9 protein-coding genes are annotated in these 15559 nt (G+C 43.1%); 4 read left to right on the forward strand and 5 right to left on the reverse strand.

The genetic code is table 11. The features are described from left to right. Positions 1-17: 17 nt before the first annotated feature. From HFD85_RS18965 to HFD85_RS18980, 4 genes are all read left to right on the forward strand, one after another. The gene (locus HFD85_RS18965) at positions 18-1838 is read left to right on the forward strand and encodes a BamA/OMP85 family outer membrane protein (protein WP_167613422.1); all 1821 of its coding nucleotides are present in this window, start codon (positions 18-20) and stop codon (positions 1836-1838) included. Positions 1839-1842: 4 nt separating this feature from the next. Next, on the forward strand, positions 1843-5688 hold the full coding sequence (locus HFD85_RS18970; RefSeq protein WP_167613424.1) for a translocation/assembly module TamB domain-containing protein: 3846 nt from the start codon (positions 1843-1845) through the stop codon (positions 5686-5688). A gap of 111 nt (positions 5689-5799) precedes the next feature. Then, positions 5800-8604, forward strand: a complete 2805-nt coding sequence (locus HFD85_RS18975) for a bifunctional YncE family protein/alkaline phosphatase family protein (RefSeq protein ID WP_167613426.1) — start codon at positions 5800-5802, stop codon at positions 8602-8604. A 160-nt stretch (positions 8605-8764) separates the two neighbouring features. Further along, positions 8765-11554: an NPCBM/NEW2 domain-containing protein gene (locus HFD85_RS18980; protein WP_206082024.1), complete on the forward strand. Its 2790-nt coding sequence runs from the start codon at positions 8765-8767 to the stop codon at positions 11552-11554. 11 nt (positions 11555-11565) lie between these two features. Here the strand turns inward: HFD85_RS18980 and HFD85_RS18985 are convergent, their stop codons facing one another. Genes HFD85_RS18985 through HFD85_RS19005 form a run of 5 tightly spaced genes read right to left on the reverse strand, consistent with a single transcriptional unit; the run spans position 11566 to position 15558 of the window. Next, positions 11566-11997, reverse strand: coding sequence for a DUF2541 domain-containing protein (locus tag HFD85_RS18985; protein ID WP_167613428.1), 432 nt, complete (start codon positions 11995-11997; stop codon positions 11566-11568). A 50-nt stretch (positions 11998-12047) separates the two neighbouring features. Then, positions 12048-13007, reverse strand: coding sequence for a hypothetical protein (locus HFD85_RS18990; RefSeq protein ID WP_167613430.1), 960 nt, complete (start codon positions 13005-13007; stop codon positions 12048-12050). A 59-nt stretch (positions 13008-13066) separates the two neighbouring features. Next, the gene (locus HFD85_RS18995) at positions 13067-14287 is read right to left on the reverse strand and encodes a BamA/TamA family outer membrane protein (protein ID WP_167613433.1); all 1221 of its coding nucleotides are present in this window, start codon (positions 14285-14287) and stop codon (positions 13067-13069) included. A gap of 34 nt (positions 14288-14321) precedes the next feature. Continuing rightward, on the reverse strand, positions 14322-15338 hold the full coding sequence (locus HFD85_RS19000; RefSeq protein WP_167613435.1) for an META domain-containing protein: 1017 nt from the start codon (positions 15336-15338) through the stop codon (positions 14322-14324). Positions 15339-15378: 40 nt separating this feature from the next. Further along, on the reverse strand, positions 15379-15558 hold the full coding sequence (locus HFD85_RS19005) for a hypothetical protein (protein ID WP_167613437.1): 180 nt from the start codon (positions 15556-15558) through the stop codon (positions 15379-15381). Between the last annotated feature and the right edge of the window lies 1 nt (position 15559).

Below are 15559 nucleotides of genomic sequence, written 5' to 3' on the forward strand. Positions count from 1 at the left end.
CTGAACAAAAAGTAAAGGTGAAGCCCGTAATTCTTATCATAGCTGTTTTGTTGTTTTCCCTGCTGGTATCCGGGCAGGAAGACCTGGTTATTGATAAAGTCAGTTTCGAAGGAAACAGCAGTATTTCCGCCTCAAGGTTGCGCGACCAGATGATTATGGAATCAAGTTCCTGGTTCAAAGAAAAAATACTGGGAAAACAACCGGTTCTTTTCACACAGAGTTTGTACAAAGAAGACATAAAACGGGCGAAGATTTTTTACCAGAAAGAGGGTTTTTTAGATGTTGAATTTTCGGAACCTGAAATTTTGGTAAACAAGAAAAATAAAGTTGAAGTTACCATTCATATTACTGAAAACAATCCTGTAACCATTTCAGAAATACGTTTTGAGGTCGACTCGGCACATCAGCTTAATGAAGTGCTTAAGAAGCGCGAGGTTAGGAAGATTATTTTGCAGACAAAGGCAAGCGAGGAGAAGGTATTTCGCGACGAAACAATGCAACGCGATAAACTGGTAATTGCCGAAGTATTTTACGATTCGGGTTATCCATACACGAAAGTTACATCCGACCTGAACGTTGATACACTAAAAAAGACTACGAGCATCGACTGGTCGATCGATCGCGGACCACTTTCCTATTTCGGAAAAACTTCGGTTTCCGGCAATGTCAGGGTGCCTGATAAAAGCATTTTGCGCCAGGTTAATTATAAGGAGGGGGATGTGTGGTCGAAAAAGAAAATAGATCAGACACAGGACCTGATTTACAACCAGGGCAATTACCGGGTTGCATCGGTACGTACGCAATTGGGAACTTCACCGTCAGATACGCTTCCGATCACCGTTAATATCAGAGAAGCACCGCGCTGGTCCACACGTTTCGGGGTGGGATACGGACGCGAAGATCAATTCCGTACTTTTGCTGATATCCAGTACCTGGGCTTTTTTACCAACACCGGCCGCCTGAATTTTTATGCCAAGCATTCAGGCCTTGAACCCTACAATGTGTACTTAAAATTTTCGCAGCCTTCGTTTCTTTTTTCCTTCAATACATTAACGCTTTATCCCTACATTTTAAGGCAGAACGAACCCGGCTACAAACTCGATAAAAACGGTTACAGCATTACTTTTCTGCAAAATTTTTCAGAAGAGCTAAGTACTTCCATCGGCTACATTTTTGAGGATGTTCAATTGGATACAACAAATTTTGCTGGTATTGACAATGTTCCGGATGAAGAAACTTACTATAGGAAATCGGGATTGGTGTTTGGTTTTACCTACAACAATTCAGAGCCGATTCTCGATCCGGTTCAGGGACTCGTTGTTTCGTTCGGTACAAAAACCAACGATGTGATCTGGAAAAATGAAATTCCTTTTGTACGCATGCTGGCCGATGTAAGAACTTATGCCGGAATTTCAAAGGGAATTGTATTGGCATTAAAAGCAAAAATGGGCGGAATTGTGAGAACAGACGATAATGATTTTATTCCGGTTGAAGAACGCTTTTATGCCGGGGGTAGTTATTCGGTCAGGGGCTGGTCGCGAAGTGATCTGGGACCAAAAGACGAAAGTGGGACGCCCATTGGAGGTAACAGTTTGTTTGAAGCCAGTGCTGAATTTCGCTTTAACGTTGGCCGGCGGCTTAAGTTTTCGGTTTTTACCGATGCCGGAAATGTGTGGCACGATTCCTTTAGTTATCATTTCAACGATCTTCATTATTCTTCGGGAGCTGGAATATACATCAATACACCAATTGGGCCGGCAGGGCTGGATTTTGCCCGACCCGTTTTTGATACTGAAAGTAAATGGCAGATTCATTTTAACATAGGTCATACCTTTTAAACAGATGCGGAAAGTAGTAAAATACATATCGATTGCGTTAGCGGGATTGCTCCTGTTGATCGTGATTGCATTATTACTTACGCAAACCGCCATTATTAAGGATAAAGTAAGAGAACAGCTTCTAATTGTGGCCGAAAATCAATTGAATCTGCATTTCGAATTGGAAGAACTGAACGGTAATTTTTACAATCACCTGGAGCTGAGGAATATTGAAGCATGGGATAAAGAAAAAGAAGTTGCGAAGATTTCTTCGTTGCGAATACATTATAAGTTAATACCGCTGTTGTCAGGCCAGGTTCTTATTGATTCGCTTGTGATTGAGCACCCGGAAATTCAACTTTGGCAGAAAGAAGACAGCAGCTGGAATTTAGCTTCGTACCTAGTTGCGAAGGAAAAAGAAAGCACTGAAAAGAAACCGCTCCGTTTAAAAATTAACCTTAATTCTGTGGTGATCGATGAAGGTAGTTTTAATGTTGATGCCTTTACCGAGCTTATTCCCGCTCAGGTGAATGATTTTAATCTTTCGTTGGGTGCTGTTGTATCAGCCCCGGATGTAAGTGTGGATTTGAAGAAACTGAATTTCAGCACCGTTGAACCTGCCCTGGCTCTGAACGAACTAAGCGGGATTTTTCAACTGAGTGATCAGGGCATCAGTATCGATAGCTTAAAGATTAGAACACAACAATCCATGATCGACGCAAACGGAAACTACCAGACCGTTGAAAACATGGATGCTGTTGTAAATGCCGGCCGAATTGATAAGGACGAGCTGGTGATCTTTGTTCCGGGAATAAAACTATTGTGTTCGCCAAGTTTAAAGGCAAACGTGAAAACTGTTGATGACGTATTGACTGCTTCTGTAGAAATGAAGCACGAGAACGAAGAAGTGATTGCCGAATTAAATATCAGTTCCGTTACAAAACTCCTGGAGAAGGATGTTCCCGTTCCGTATACCACAAGGTTGTTGTTTCACAAGTTTAGCGTTGAACACTGGCTCGAAATTGAAAATATTGAAACACGCCTGGAAGGTACTGTGGAACTGGAAGGAAAAGATGTCCGCGATCCCGATTTATCGACCAATATAAATGCCAATCTTAAAAACTCTTCCTACAATTCGGTTACCTTCAATACTTTCAGAATGAACGGAAACTGGAAGGATAATACGATTAGCGGAAAGCTGAATCTGAGTTCGGGTTTTGGAAACTTGGCACTTGAGGGAAGGATACAGAATTTTTCTTCAAGCCGCGATTATTCGTTGGATGTATATGCCGATCAATTTAACCTCACTGCATTTTTCCCGAAAATCGACCAAACTGTAATTAATGGTCATGTTAAAGCCGACGGACATGGTTTCAATCCGAAAACAATGTCATCAAAAGCCAGTCTTGAGTTTACGGGCAGCCAAATTTATGCATTCCGGCTTGATAGCCTTTCTTCTGCCTTGTTCTGGAAAAATAACAACATTTTAGTCGATACTATCCACCTGTATGTACCGGGTGCCGAGGCACAGGGGAACGGTAGATTTAATATCGATTCGCTTTTTCTTTTTACCAAAGTGAATGTACGTATCGATTCATTATCGGTTATTGATCATCTTGTTGAACTCCCTGTTACTTTTGATTCTGCTTCTGCAGTGTCGATCATTAGCGGGCCGGTAAGCACACTTGACATTCAGGGTGATGTGGAACTTTTTAATGCCGAAGGTTACAATGCAACAGTAAATAAAACCATTGCGAACTATTTGGTTAATGTTCGACCTGATTCTTTAAAAGTAACCGTACATTCAGAAAGTAGCGAAGTTAGTTATTCCGAAATTCCCTTTGATTCACTGCGAGTAGAATTGGAATACATGAACCAAAAACTGGATGTGACCGGCCACGTTGTTATAACTGATACTTTGGATGTGAAGCTAAAAACGGCGATGCTTTTGGGTGACACGATGCAATTCAGTGTGCCGAAATTCGAGGTTAGCACGCTGCTTTCCGACTATTACCTGAAAGATACACTCAAGGCCACGGTAATTGGAACTGATAAGTTGATACTAAAAGATTTGAACCTTGTCGACGCCGCTGATTCCAGTTTTTTACTAAGTGCTAATGGGATAATTTCTGCAGTGGATACAAATGCATTTCACATTCTCATTAACCAGGTTGATCTCGAACAATTCAACCGTTTTATTTCAGGCGGAGACAGTATTCGTGGCATTCTTGATGCCGATGTCGCACTAAAAGGAAAAGCCAGCAATCCGTATCTCGATGGAAGTATTGAGATACTTGAACCTGCTTATGGGAAATACGGTTTCTCATCGTTGATCGGATCCTTCGCGTACAAAGACCAGGTGGCAAATGCCAGTCTCAATATTCCCGATTTTGGCGAATCGTTTAAAGCCAGTGCTTCTGCTGCTTTTGATGCGCATATCGATTCATTCCGATTTGTTTATTCTGAACCTGATACATTTAATGCAAGTCTGAATTTCAATGATGTCAGAATTTCGCAGCACATCAGCGATTTTATCGACAACGATAGTATTAGTGGAGTGCTGAATGCCCAAGTTACGGCGAGAGGTGAATTTGCAAGACCGCAAATCTACGGTCACCTTGATGTGGACAAGGCCCGGTATTTAAATAAAAGCCTTGGACTCGATTTTAACGACCTGAAAACTTCGCTGTTTTTTGATGGAAACAAGGTGAGCATCGATACCGTTTTTATTCGCCAGAAAAAAGGTTTCATCTCGATTACAGGTGATCTGGAATTTGATTCAACCATTATAACCGGAAACATTATTTCTTCGACGCTGGTGGCAGATGCCGATAATTTTCTGATAGCCAAAAACCGTAGCTACGAAATTCTTTTTGACGCGAATACTTTCTTAAAAACCGGAAATCAGAATCCTGAATTCGGCGGACAAATTAAAGTGCTGCGTTCCGATGTATTTCTACCGGCAATTCTATCGCGAGAAATACAGGATGACGAAGAAGATGTGCCAATGCTGGTTGAAGCACTGCATCTGGAAAAAGATACTTTGCTGCTTGACGATGCTTTGGGGAATGAAAAAGAAAAGGACACGAAATCGATTCTTGATAATATTACGGGTAGGATGAATGTGGAAATCCCGCGAAACACCTGGTTGCGCAGCAACGATATGCGGGTGGAATTGAGTGGTGACGTTGATATCGTGAAAAGCGGCCCTTACTTCGAACTATTTGGAACGATAGATTTAATTCGCGGACATTATATCCTTTACGGAAAGAAGTTAAATATAAAAAGGAGTAGCATCATTTTCAACGGTGGTGAAGAGTTGAATCCCACTCTCGATTTTACTGCCGAGTATGTTTATCGGAGTCAGGATCGCGAAAAACGTTACCTCGAGTTGCTGGTCACCGGAACGCTCGAAGATCCCGAAATCAGTTTTAAACTCGATGATGCTGAAGTTACAGAGAACGATGGTGTTTCTGTTCTGCTTTTTGGCAGCACGGCCGATGAGATCGGTTTTGGCGAACAAAACGGCATTATCAATTCGATTGGTTCGAATGCCGTGGCCAGTTTGATTACCTCGCAACTCAGCAAAACTATTGGCACGCAGTTAAACCTCGATATGATTGAAGTAACTGCAACAGAGAACTGGAAAAGCGCGGCATTTGTGGTGGGTAAATACATTACCAACGATATTTTTGTTATTTACGAACGCGGCTTTGGCGAGGTTGAAGGCGACGAGATCGTGCCTGAAACCTTTACCGTGGAATATGAATTGAACGACAAATTATTCCTGCGCCTGCAAAGCGGGAGTTCAATTACATCAGGCATCGACGTTATTTTGAAGTTTGAACAGGAAACCAGAAAGAATAAGTAGTTTCTTTCTGGATAAGGCAGAGTAATGCAAAAAAATTATCGTTTTATTGATTTTTGTTAAAGGTTGGTTCGTCCGAGATCAGTACTTTTATTGGGATAAATCAATTGTGAAATGAAAAAACTTATTCTGCTCCCACTCTGCATTTTGCTGCTCTTCTCTTGTTCACAAGAAAAAAAAGCAGATCCCTGGATCGCTACTGCTCCGGCCGGAAGTCGTTTTGTAGAAATTAATCACGCGGATGAAACCGTTATTCCCAATGGAAGAATACTAACGCCTGCCGGTAAAACTATTGTGGTGGCGCCCCATCCGTTTGGGCTCACGCTCAGTCCCGACGGAAACACAGTGGTAACGGCCAATTCCGGAACCAATCCGCTGTCAATAACCATCGTAAGAAATATACTTTCCGAAAATCCAGAGGTTCAGCAGGTACCTCCTGGGCCTTCAACCGATAAGGGAGTTTTGGCTTCGGTTTTTATGGGACTTGCCATATCGAACGATAACAGCGTGGTATACGTTGCGGGAGGACAGGAAAACTGCATTTATGTTTTCGACCTGAACACAGGAGAGAAAAAAAGTAGAATCGATTGCTCATTTGTTAGCGAACAGGCCGATTATTCCGATGGATACATCGGCGATCTAACCTTGTCGAACGACGGCAAGAAAATTTTTGCTGTCGACCAGATTGGCTTCCGCATGGTGGTTGTTGATACCGAATCAGAGAAAATTGATTATAACATTCCGGTGGGGCGTTATCCCTTTGGAATTTGTCTTTCGCCCGATGAGAAAAAGGTGTATGTGGCTAATGTTGGAATGTTCCAGTACAGCATGCTCGAAGGAATTACAGCCGAAAATGTCAGCGAAAAAGCTCGAAAGTACCCGACTTCGGCTTACGGAAGTGAGGAAATGAAGGAAGGTTATGTTACCGAGGACAGTTTAACCGTGCCCGGGCTGGGAGAAATGAATTCGCCTGAAGCGTTCTCTGTATTCACCATCGACATTGAAAATCCGGATAAACCGGAAGTTATCGCCAAAACAAAAACCGGCCACCTGGTGGGGGCAATGGTCGAAGGAATTCCTGCAGTGGGAGGTGCCAGTCCGAATTCGCTGGTGGCTACCGATGATTACGTATTTGTGACCAACGGAACCAACGACAATATTTCGGTGATCTCCATTGAAAAAGACACCGTGGTCAGTACCATTTACCTGAAACCTGATTCCCGGATGAAACAATTCCGCGGTGTTATTCCTTTTGGCCTGGCACTTTCGCCCGATCAGGAGAAGCTATTTGTGGCTTGTTCCGGGATCAATGCTGTGGCTGTGGTCGACACGAAGAAACTGGAAGTTTTGGGATACATTCCTACCGGCTGGTTCCCGGCAAAACTAAAAGTAAGCAACGATGGCAAGAAACTGATTGTTTCAAATGCCAAGGGATTTGGTAGTGGTCCGAACGGAGGCTCCACTTTCGAGAGAGGCCCGGAAGGAAGTTACATCGGTTCGCTGATGAAGGGAACGGTTCAGGTACTGGATATTCCGGATGATGCTGAACTCAAAACCATGACAGAGCAGGTGGTTGCCAATAATTTCAATTTTAGAAAGGCATCATCAGTCGATTTCGACTGGCGCAAAAACAATCCGGTACCGCTTTATCCGGGCGAAAAAGAAAGTCAGATAAAACACATTGTTTTCATCTCAAAAGAAAACCGTACGTACGATGAGGTTTTTGGTCAGGTTGAAAAAGGAAATGGTGAGGCCGGTTTGGCCCGCTACGGGAAAGGTGTTTCATTCCGAAATGCCAAACAGACCGCTTCAGTGGAAAATGCCGATGTTATGGTGAATCACCTGAAAATAAGCTCCGATTTTGCCATGTCCGATAACTTTTATGTGGATTCGGATGTAAGTGCCGACGGACATCGCTGGCTGGTAAATACTTATCCCAATGAGTGGACAGAAACCTGCACGGCTGCCAGTTACGGAGGCAACCGCAGTTTCAAATTCAACTCAAAAGCTCCCGGAATATACGGTATGAATGGAGCCGCGGGTGCCATTTATCCTGAGGATTATAACGAGGCAGGTTCCATGTGGGACCACCTGGAACGTAACGAAGTTGATTTCTACAATTTTGGTTTTAGCATTATGTTCGAGCCGGGAATATACGAGCAGCAATACAAAAACGAAGGAATAAGGCACTACATCAATTATCCTTTGCCGCAGCCCATTTGGGACCGTACTTCAAAGCAATATCCAACATACAACACCGCTATTCCCGATCAGTTTCGGATCGATCAGTTTAAAAAGGAATTCGAAGCGAAATGGATGAACGGACAGGATACGATGCCTGCTTTCATGACTGTGATTATTCCCAACGACCACGGTGCCGGCGATCGTCCGGATGCGGGTTATCCTTTCCGCGAAAGTTATATGGCCGATAATGACCTGGCAGTTGGACGGATTGTGGAATACCTGTCGCATACTCCATACTGGAAGAATATGTTGATTGTAGTTACCGAAGATGATGCGCAAAACGGAGTAGATCATGTTGATGCGCACCGCAGTATTTTAATGCTGATTTCGCCATGGGTAAAACGCGATTACGTAAGCCATGTACATTACAGTTTTGGGAGTATTTTTAAAACTTTCTGGAATATTCTGGGTTTGCCTTACCTGAACCAGTACGACGCAGGTGCCAACGATATGGCCGATTTCTTTACCGATGAGCCGGATTTTACACCTTACCGGGCAGTTGCCGTAGATTCAAGGATTTTCGAGCCTCAAAAGGCACTCGATCCTTTCGACGAGAACTTCGATTGGAAAGCCCTGGAAGAATCTCCGGTAATGGACGATAAAGAAGATATGATTCGCGAAAGTAAGGAACGCGATGAATACCGTTTGGAGAATCGGGAGAAGGACGAAGATTAGAACTCATTTAGAATTTTAGAAGAGGGAGCCTGCCACTTGTTCAGGTTCCCTCTTTTTATTTATAACGGACTTTTTAAAATTATTAATTTCTGTAAGAAAATCCATCATTTATTAAATTGACGGAACTATCTTTGGTTGGTTTCACCAATAAAATTAGACTATGCATATCGAACCAAAAATAGTAATCTTTCTTTTCTTGTTTATTCAACTTCAAACAAGTGCTCAGGAATATTTGCCTTTGAATGAAATGGATGTTTCGCTTGGGCAGCAGACTTACGGAGCGCCGGTAATCAACCGTTCAGTTACAGGTGAACCACTTTCAGTAGCAGGTGAAACTTTCGTTAGTGGAGTTGGAGTTCATGCGTTTTCAACCATTAAAATAAACTTAAACAAGACCAATCGATTTACAGCAAAAATTGGGGTGAACGATTCTGATATTGATTATTCTACTCCGGTTATTCAATCTGTGCCACTAACGGATGGAAAACGTATTTTTTACCGTGTAAGCGATTCGGAAAAGCAGTTTGCGGGAGTTGAAGGCGAAAACGGCAAGGTGGCTGCCGGAAGCGTAATATTTAAAATTCTGCACAACGAAAAGGAGATCTATAACAGTGGAGTCATGCACAAAGGTGATGCTGCCAAAGAAGTTGATCTGCCGTTACGGAAAGGCGTGTTGGAATTGATTGTTGAAGATGCCGGAGATGGAGAAAGTGGCGATCACGCCGTGTGGCTCGATCCGGTTTTTGAATATTTCGAGATAGCACCAGTGGTTGTGGAAAGTGAATATACTGGACAACTAGTGCAGCAGTCTGATGAGTTGAAAGCAAAGCTTGATAAACAGTTGGCTGCCTTACCTAAAATCGAATATCCACTGGGGCAGCCCGATTTCGACTGGCTGATTGATAACACAAAAGTAAAAGCCGTTGTTTATAGCTCTTTAAACGGAAAAGACCTTATAATTTCGAACGGATTGGTGGCACGGGTTTTTCGTGTGTCGCCTAACCTGGCAACCATCGATTACATCAACCAGATGACCGGTGAAAGCTTATTGCGGGCTGTGTCAAACGAAGGCACAATCACAATCGACGGTAAAACTTACACGGTTGGCGGACTTAGCCAGCAAGTGGAATATGGATATACGAAGTTGGACTGGGTGGATCAACTTCAGCTTACTGCCGATGCTTTTCAGGTGCAAAGTTTCGAGGTGAAGGACATTACTGACCGGATGATCTGGAAAAGGGTGCGCTGGTCAGGCACTACTAAAATGCCCACCGGAAAGGAATTGATTTTTACCTTGAAAAAAGATGCGATCGAAGCAAAAGTACATTTCGAAATTTATGATGGAATCCCGACCATTTCAAAATGGATAGAGGTAACTAACCGTGGCGATATTTTGATCCAGTTAAATAAATTCAGGCTCGAACAATTGGCAATGGTTGAAGGAGAAAGCCTGGTGGGTGTCCCTCAGGAGTGGGTAAAACCAAACATCCACATTGAAACCGATTATGCATTTGGTGGCATGCAACAAAGGAATTCGGATGTAACTACCTATTGGGAACCCGATCCGCGTTATACATCACAAGCCAATTATCCTTTGCAAACGCCATGTTTGCTTGAGGTACGCCCACCACTTGGACCGGAAACTATTCTAAAGCCCGGAGAATCATTAAAAACCTTTCGTGTGTGGGAAACGCCGATGGATAGTTACGATAAGGAACGCCGTGGAATGTTCATCCGCAAATTCTACCGTACAATTGCCCCCTGGACCACTGAAAATCCAATATTTCTGCACCTGACTTATTCCGATGAAAAAACGGTTAAAGCAGCGATCGACCAGTGTGCCGAAGTAGGTTACGAAATGGTGATCCTGAGTTTTGGAAGTGGCGTTAACATGGAAGATGAATCGCCTGAGAATTATGCCAAATTTCATAAAATGCGCGAGTATGCCAATTCAAAAGGAATAGAACTTGGTGGTTACTCCTTGTTGTCGAGCCGATGGATCAGTGACGAGGTGGATGTGATCAACCCAAAAACAGGGAAACGCGGAGGAATGATCTTTGGATCGTCACCCTGCTTATGCAGCGAGTGGGGCTACGATTATTTCCGAAAAATAAAAGCTTTTTTTGAGGAAACAGGAATGAGTGTTTTCGAGAACGACGGCTCCTATCCCGGAAATGTGTGTGCTTCAACAAGTCATGCTTATCACAATGGTTTGGGCGATTCGCAATGGAAACAGTATGCGCAGATTCAGAATCTTTACAAGTGGATGCGCAGCGAAGGAATTTATATGAATATCCCCGACTTTTATGTGCTTTCAGGATCGAATAAAACGGGCATCGGTTACCGCGAAGTAAACTGGTCGCTGCCACGCGAACGTCAGCTCATTTTGGGGCGTCAGAATATTTACGACGGATTGTGGGACAGAAATCCGGGTATGTGCTGGACCTTTACACCGCTTACACAGTACCATGGCGGAGGGGCTGCTGCTACTATCGAGCCTTTGAAAGATCACCTGGATGCGTATGAAAATCAGATGATGCAGAATTACGGATCGGGTATTCAATCGTGTTACCGCGGTCCGCGTTTGTACGATGCCCCTGAAACGAAGGAACTGGTGATGCGTGTAATTGACTGGTACAAAAAGTACCGCATGATTCTGAACAGCGATCTCATTCATTTGAGGCGTCCGTCGGGAAAAGACTGGGACGGCTTTTTGCATGTGAATCCTGAACTGAGAGAAAAAGGACTGGCTATGTTTTTTAATCCTACAAATGAAACCTTGGTGCGTGAAATTGAATTGCCGCTGTATTACACCGGGCTATCGGAAACGGCGAAAATCAGAGTGAAAGAGGGAACAGCCAAGGAATACAAAATTAGCCGCGATTATAAGGTTAAAATAAACGTTACAATCCCGGCTAATTCTTATAACTGGATCGTTATTGAAGAATAGGTTTTTGCCTGCTAATCTTTGTCCTTGTCTTTATCTTTATTCTTCTTACCATAGATCTCAACTTTGGCTCTTTTGTTGGTAACGATCGTTCCCATCGAGTCGTATTCGAGTTCCAAATCGGTAAGCTTGTTGTCTTTTCCGGGCAAATCAAACGCCATGGTCGACATGCCTTTGTTTAGTACACCGGCAGCAGGATCGAAATCTTTCTTTTCTCCGTCGGACATTTTAACATGAATCTTCTTAATTTTTACTGCCCCCTGTACGCAAGTGATCTTGATTTTGGAAACATCCTTTTCTTTGCCACTTAAAGTGACCTTGTCTTTATCGGCTTTAAAAGCTACCATTTTTTCACCCAGCTTTATCCAACCATCGTCGGATTGTGCCATCGATTGAAGGGCAAATGCCAAAACAATCGTAAATATCAAAACAACTGTCTTTTTCATTGTACTATTTTTTAATTGGTTAACAATCTTGCTTTTAAGCTGGTTCATTTTTAGATACCAAATCGGTAGTTGTACGACAAAAGCAGCGACTTCCGGTTTCCGATAATTCCACCTTCTGCCCGGAACTGGTGATGCTTGTTCAATTGGTACTGACCGCCGATAATTACATTCCATTTTTGTTTGGGTTCTTTTCTCAACCGATATTTTATCGTTCCCGATCCATCGGCAGCTTCCAGGCGTTCAACGATTGGTGTCAATACTTTGTCTGCAATAATTTTCTGGGGCAGTGTTGCATCGTTTTCGTACCAATAATAGTAATCGCTAACAATCTGATCGCGACGAGCCCAGGTTTCGTCGGGTAAAATATCATTCAATAAAATTGAACCTTCAGTAACTCCGCCCATTTTAATACGCATGCCTCCAATCCATGGGGCGATGTTCGAATCAGGATTTTTCCCAACTTTAAAAGCACGTCCCAGTCGGCCGGAAAAAGTGTAGGAACGCACCGGAGCTTCAAAATTCGACATCATGGTCCAGATCCAGTTTCCGTCGAGTACAAAAAAATACTTCCCCAATCCACCGGCACCTGTTACACCAAAACCAAGACTGGTACCTTCTAAATCGGCTTTTGCTTTTATCGATACCGGATACGTGAGCTCGACTTGAGTTTGTGCCCAGGCTTTTCCGAAAATGCCATAGACATTGAAAAAGGGAAGTACCCATAAATCGGGCCGAACATTGATTGATGTCGCTTGTGCATTCACCGTACCAAATTCCAATAGCTCCGTCAGGTCGACCATTTCGCTGTTATTAAAACCAATAGCTATTTCCGGAATAACAACATCCTGTTTGGCTATAAAGTAGTTCAGCATTCCTCCGGCAGGGTAGGGAATATTAAATCCTTTTTCGAATGCCTTGTTTCCGAGAATGGGAAAGGTGTATGGATATTCGGCTGTGGTTGTATCGTTTTTTTGAAACTGAGAGTACTGGCTGTACGCACTGAGTTTCATGAGAATGAAAACAAACAAAAGTGAGTATTTAGTCGGAGATCCTAAGTTTGATAACATGCTTAAAATACTTCGTTAATTCCAAAATAGAAACCGTGGGCACCATACTTTCCAAAGGCATAATCGAGCGATAAATTGGCCCGAGATTTTTTATTAATCATTATTCTCAGGCCGGCTCCATAGGCGTAATCCAGGTATTTAAAAAGCTGAATATCGGCGTCGCGGTTACTCGCTGTTGTTGTGTTAACGAATACTACACCGCCAAAAGTTTCTTTGGTTTTCTGAAGTGGGAAACGGTATTCAACCTCTCCGTACAAAAGATCCTCTCCACGAAAACGTCCCTGCGTATAGGCGCGTCCCGACCGTCCAAACTGATCCCATCCCACCGCCGGCAGATCCATATAAGGCACCTTGCCTGAGGTTACAAACCAACCGTAGGTCCAAAAGCCAATCAGGTGGCGAGGCCTGTTCTTGTCAACATGCAGATAATCGCGGTATTCGAGCCAAAGAACAGATGAACTTTTATTGCTGCCCAGAAATTCAGGATTGATCCTGATGTTGGCAAAGGCGTAACGTCCGCTGTACGGATTGATGGCATTATCGCGGCTATCGAGTAAAGCGTTAAAAGAAAGGCCTGATAAAGTATATTTGTCGGTTGAAAATCCATTTAATGTTTGATAGCCGTAATGACTTGTTACTACAGGTTGTTCTGCCCCGAGATCCAGTAAATTATCCTGAATTTTAGAATGAATGTCGAGGTGATAACCAACGCCTACAAAATAGCGGGTATCACCAATGCGTTTAAGAACCGTTTCGTGAAAACGCAGGTAGTTGAACTCCATCATTTGTGCATCGGGTATCGGTTGGGTAAACAAACCGTCTTCGTATTCAACACCCGTTCCCACCGGTTTTCCTGACTGGGGGCCGGTTCCTAAACCATATGTAGGCTGCGAAGAAATAAAATAACGCCAGTCGCCCAACAAGTTCCAGCTGTCGCCGGAAAGAAAAACATTGGTCTTGGCAGTAAAAAGAAACTGCTTTTTTGTGGTGTAAATCAGAGTGCCTAATCCTGATGAGATACTTGTATTCACAGGATCACCCATGAACCAACTGGCTCCGGGAGCTACCCCCAGAAGCCATCCACCGGTTGGATTATATGCAATTGCAGGTAAGGGAATGATTGAAAAGTTCTTATCCTTTTTTTCTTTCTTATCTTCTTTCTCTGTGGCAAAAACAGTACAGCTTACCAGAATTAGAATTACTAAAATTGCTGTTTTTCTCATTGACTTTTATTGAAAATAGCTAATACAACATCGATTAATCTGTTTTCTTCAGAATGGCCAAAACTTCGCCTTTTTCATCGAGTAAAGTAAGTTTTAGGTTGGCAATTTTATAGGCACGGACCTTCGGAATCAGCTTATTGAATTTATCAGGAATGTTCATATCCATACACATTTTCTTAGTTCCGGCCAGCGTGCCAAAAACAAGTTCGGTGTTGGTCAGGGTGGTAATTTCCCCGGTAATGTTATTGCATCCATCCGTTCCTGCAACCGTTAATTCGGTGCTGTTGATTTCGAGCCGGGGAGCGTTATCCTGATCAGATACAGCTACGCCGTCAACCACTTCGGCTACCCAAATATCATTCAGCAAAATTTTGGCTTCCGTACCTTTTGTAAACTCCAAAAGCTCAGCGTCGTTTTCATCCATAAACGTCAACGTGTTTTCCGAGAGTTTATATTGCTTTACAGCTTGAAGTGCTTTATTAAATGCGGTGGCAATTGCCATGTCGGGGCACATTTTCTGAGTGGCCGCGAGCGGACCCAGTTCGATGGTGCTTTCACCCAGTTTGCTGATACTTCCGGTGAAATTATTGCAATTATCGATCCCGCTGATCTGCATTTTTGTGATGTCGATAAAAAGTTGCGGCAGAACTCCGGCTCCGCGCGTACGGGGCAGTTTTATTACCGAGCCGTTTATTTTCAGGGCTTCCCAGCTTCCGTTCAGGCTTAACCTGGCGTCTTCTCTTTTCTCAAGTACTTCAACAAGTATATATTTTATGGACGAAGCATCGGCCGGAACGTTTTCCAACTGTTCTTCTTTTACTTTGAGTTTGTAAATGAACCCGGGTTCGTATTCAAAACCTTCAATTTTTGAATAGAAGTTTTGCCATGCTCCATCTTCGAGCGCTTCTCCTTTCTGGATCAACATACATTTCATTGGGCCAACACCAACACAATCTACCTTGTAACTGTTTACCCAATATATTTCTGCCTTTTCTTTGGGACTACATGCAAACAGCATCAGAATAATCCCGAAAACTACTGTGTTTTTCATCTTATTAAAATTGTTGTTTCAAATTATTGAACTGAACAAACTACATTCTTCCTCCGCTGTACATATCAAGACTTACGTGAGGATCGAGTCTGGGGCCATTCGGGCCAAAGCGAACATCAACTCCGGCATTGGCTCCCCAATGCATATTTGCACAGCCTGACAAGGCAAAACCGGCTGCCAATAGCACTAAAACGGCTACTATTTTTATTTTCTTTTTCATG

The sequence above is a fragment of the Maribellus sediminis genome (genome assembly GCF_011799805.1).
Taxonomy (GTDB): Bacteria; Bacteroidota; Bacteroidia; order Bacteroidales; family Prolixibacteraceae; genus Draconibacterium; species Draconibacterium sediminis_A.

Coding starts and splice junctions, on each gene's coding strand:
- HFD85_RS18970 (WP_167613424.1), top strand. CDS start 1,843: ATGCGGAAAGTAGTAAAATACATATCGATTGCGTTAGCGGGATTGCTC.
- HFD85_RS18975 (WP_167613426.1), top strand. CDS start 5,800: ATGAAAAAACTTATTCTGCTCCCACTCTGCATTTTGCTGCTCTTCTCT.
- HFD85_RS18980 (WP_206082024.1), top strand. CDS start 8,765: ATGCATATCGAACCAAAAATAGTAATCTTTCTTTTCTTGTTTATTCAA.
- HFD85_RS18985 (WP_167613428.1), bottom strand. CDS start 11,997: ATGAAAAAGACAGTTGTTTTGATATTTACGATTGTTTTGGCATTTGCC.
- HFD85_RS18990 (WP_167613430.1), bottom strand. CDS start 13,007: ATGAAACTCAGTGCGTACAGCCAGTACTCTCAGTTTCAAAAAAACGAT.
- HFD85_RS18995 (WP_167613433.1), bottom strand. CDS start 14,287: ATGAGAAAAACAGCAATTTTAGTAATTCTAATTCTGGTAAGCTGTACT.
- HFD85_RS19000 (WP_167613435.1), bottom strand. CDS start 15,338: ATGAAAAACACAGTAGTTTTCGGGATTATTCTGATGCTGTTTGCATGT.
- HFD85_RS19005 (WP_167613437.1), bottom strand. CDS start 15,558: ATGAAAAAGAAAATAAAAATAGTAGCCGTTTTAGTGCTATTGGCAGCC.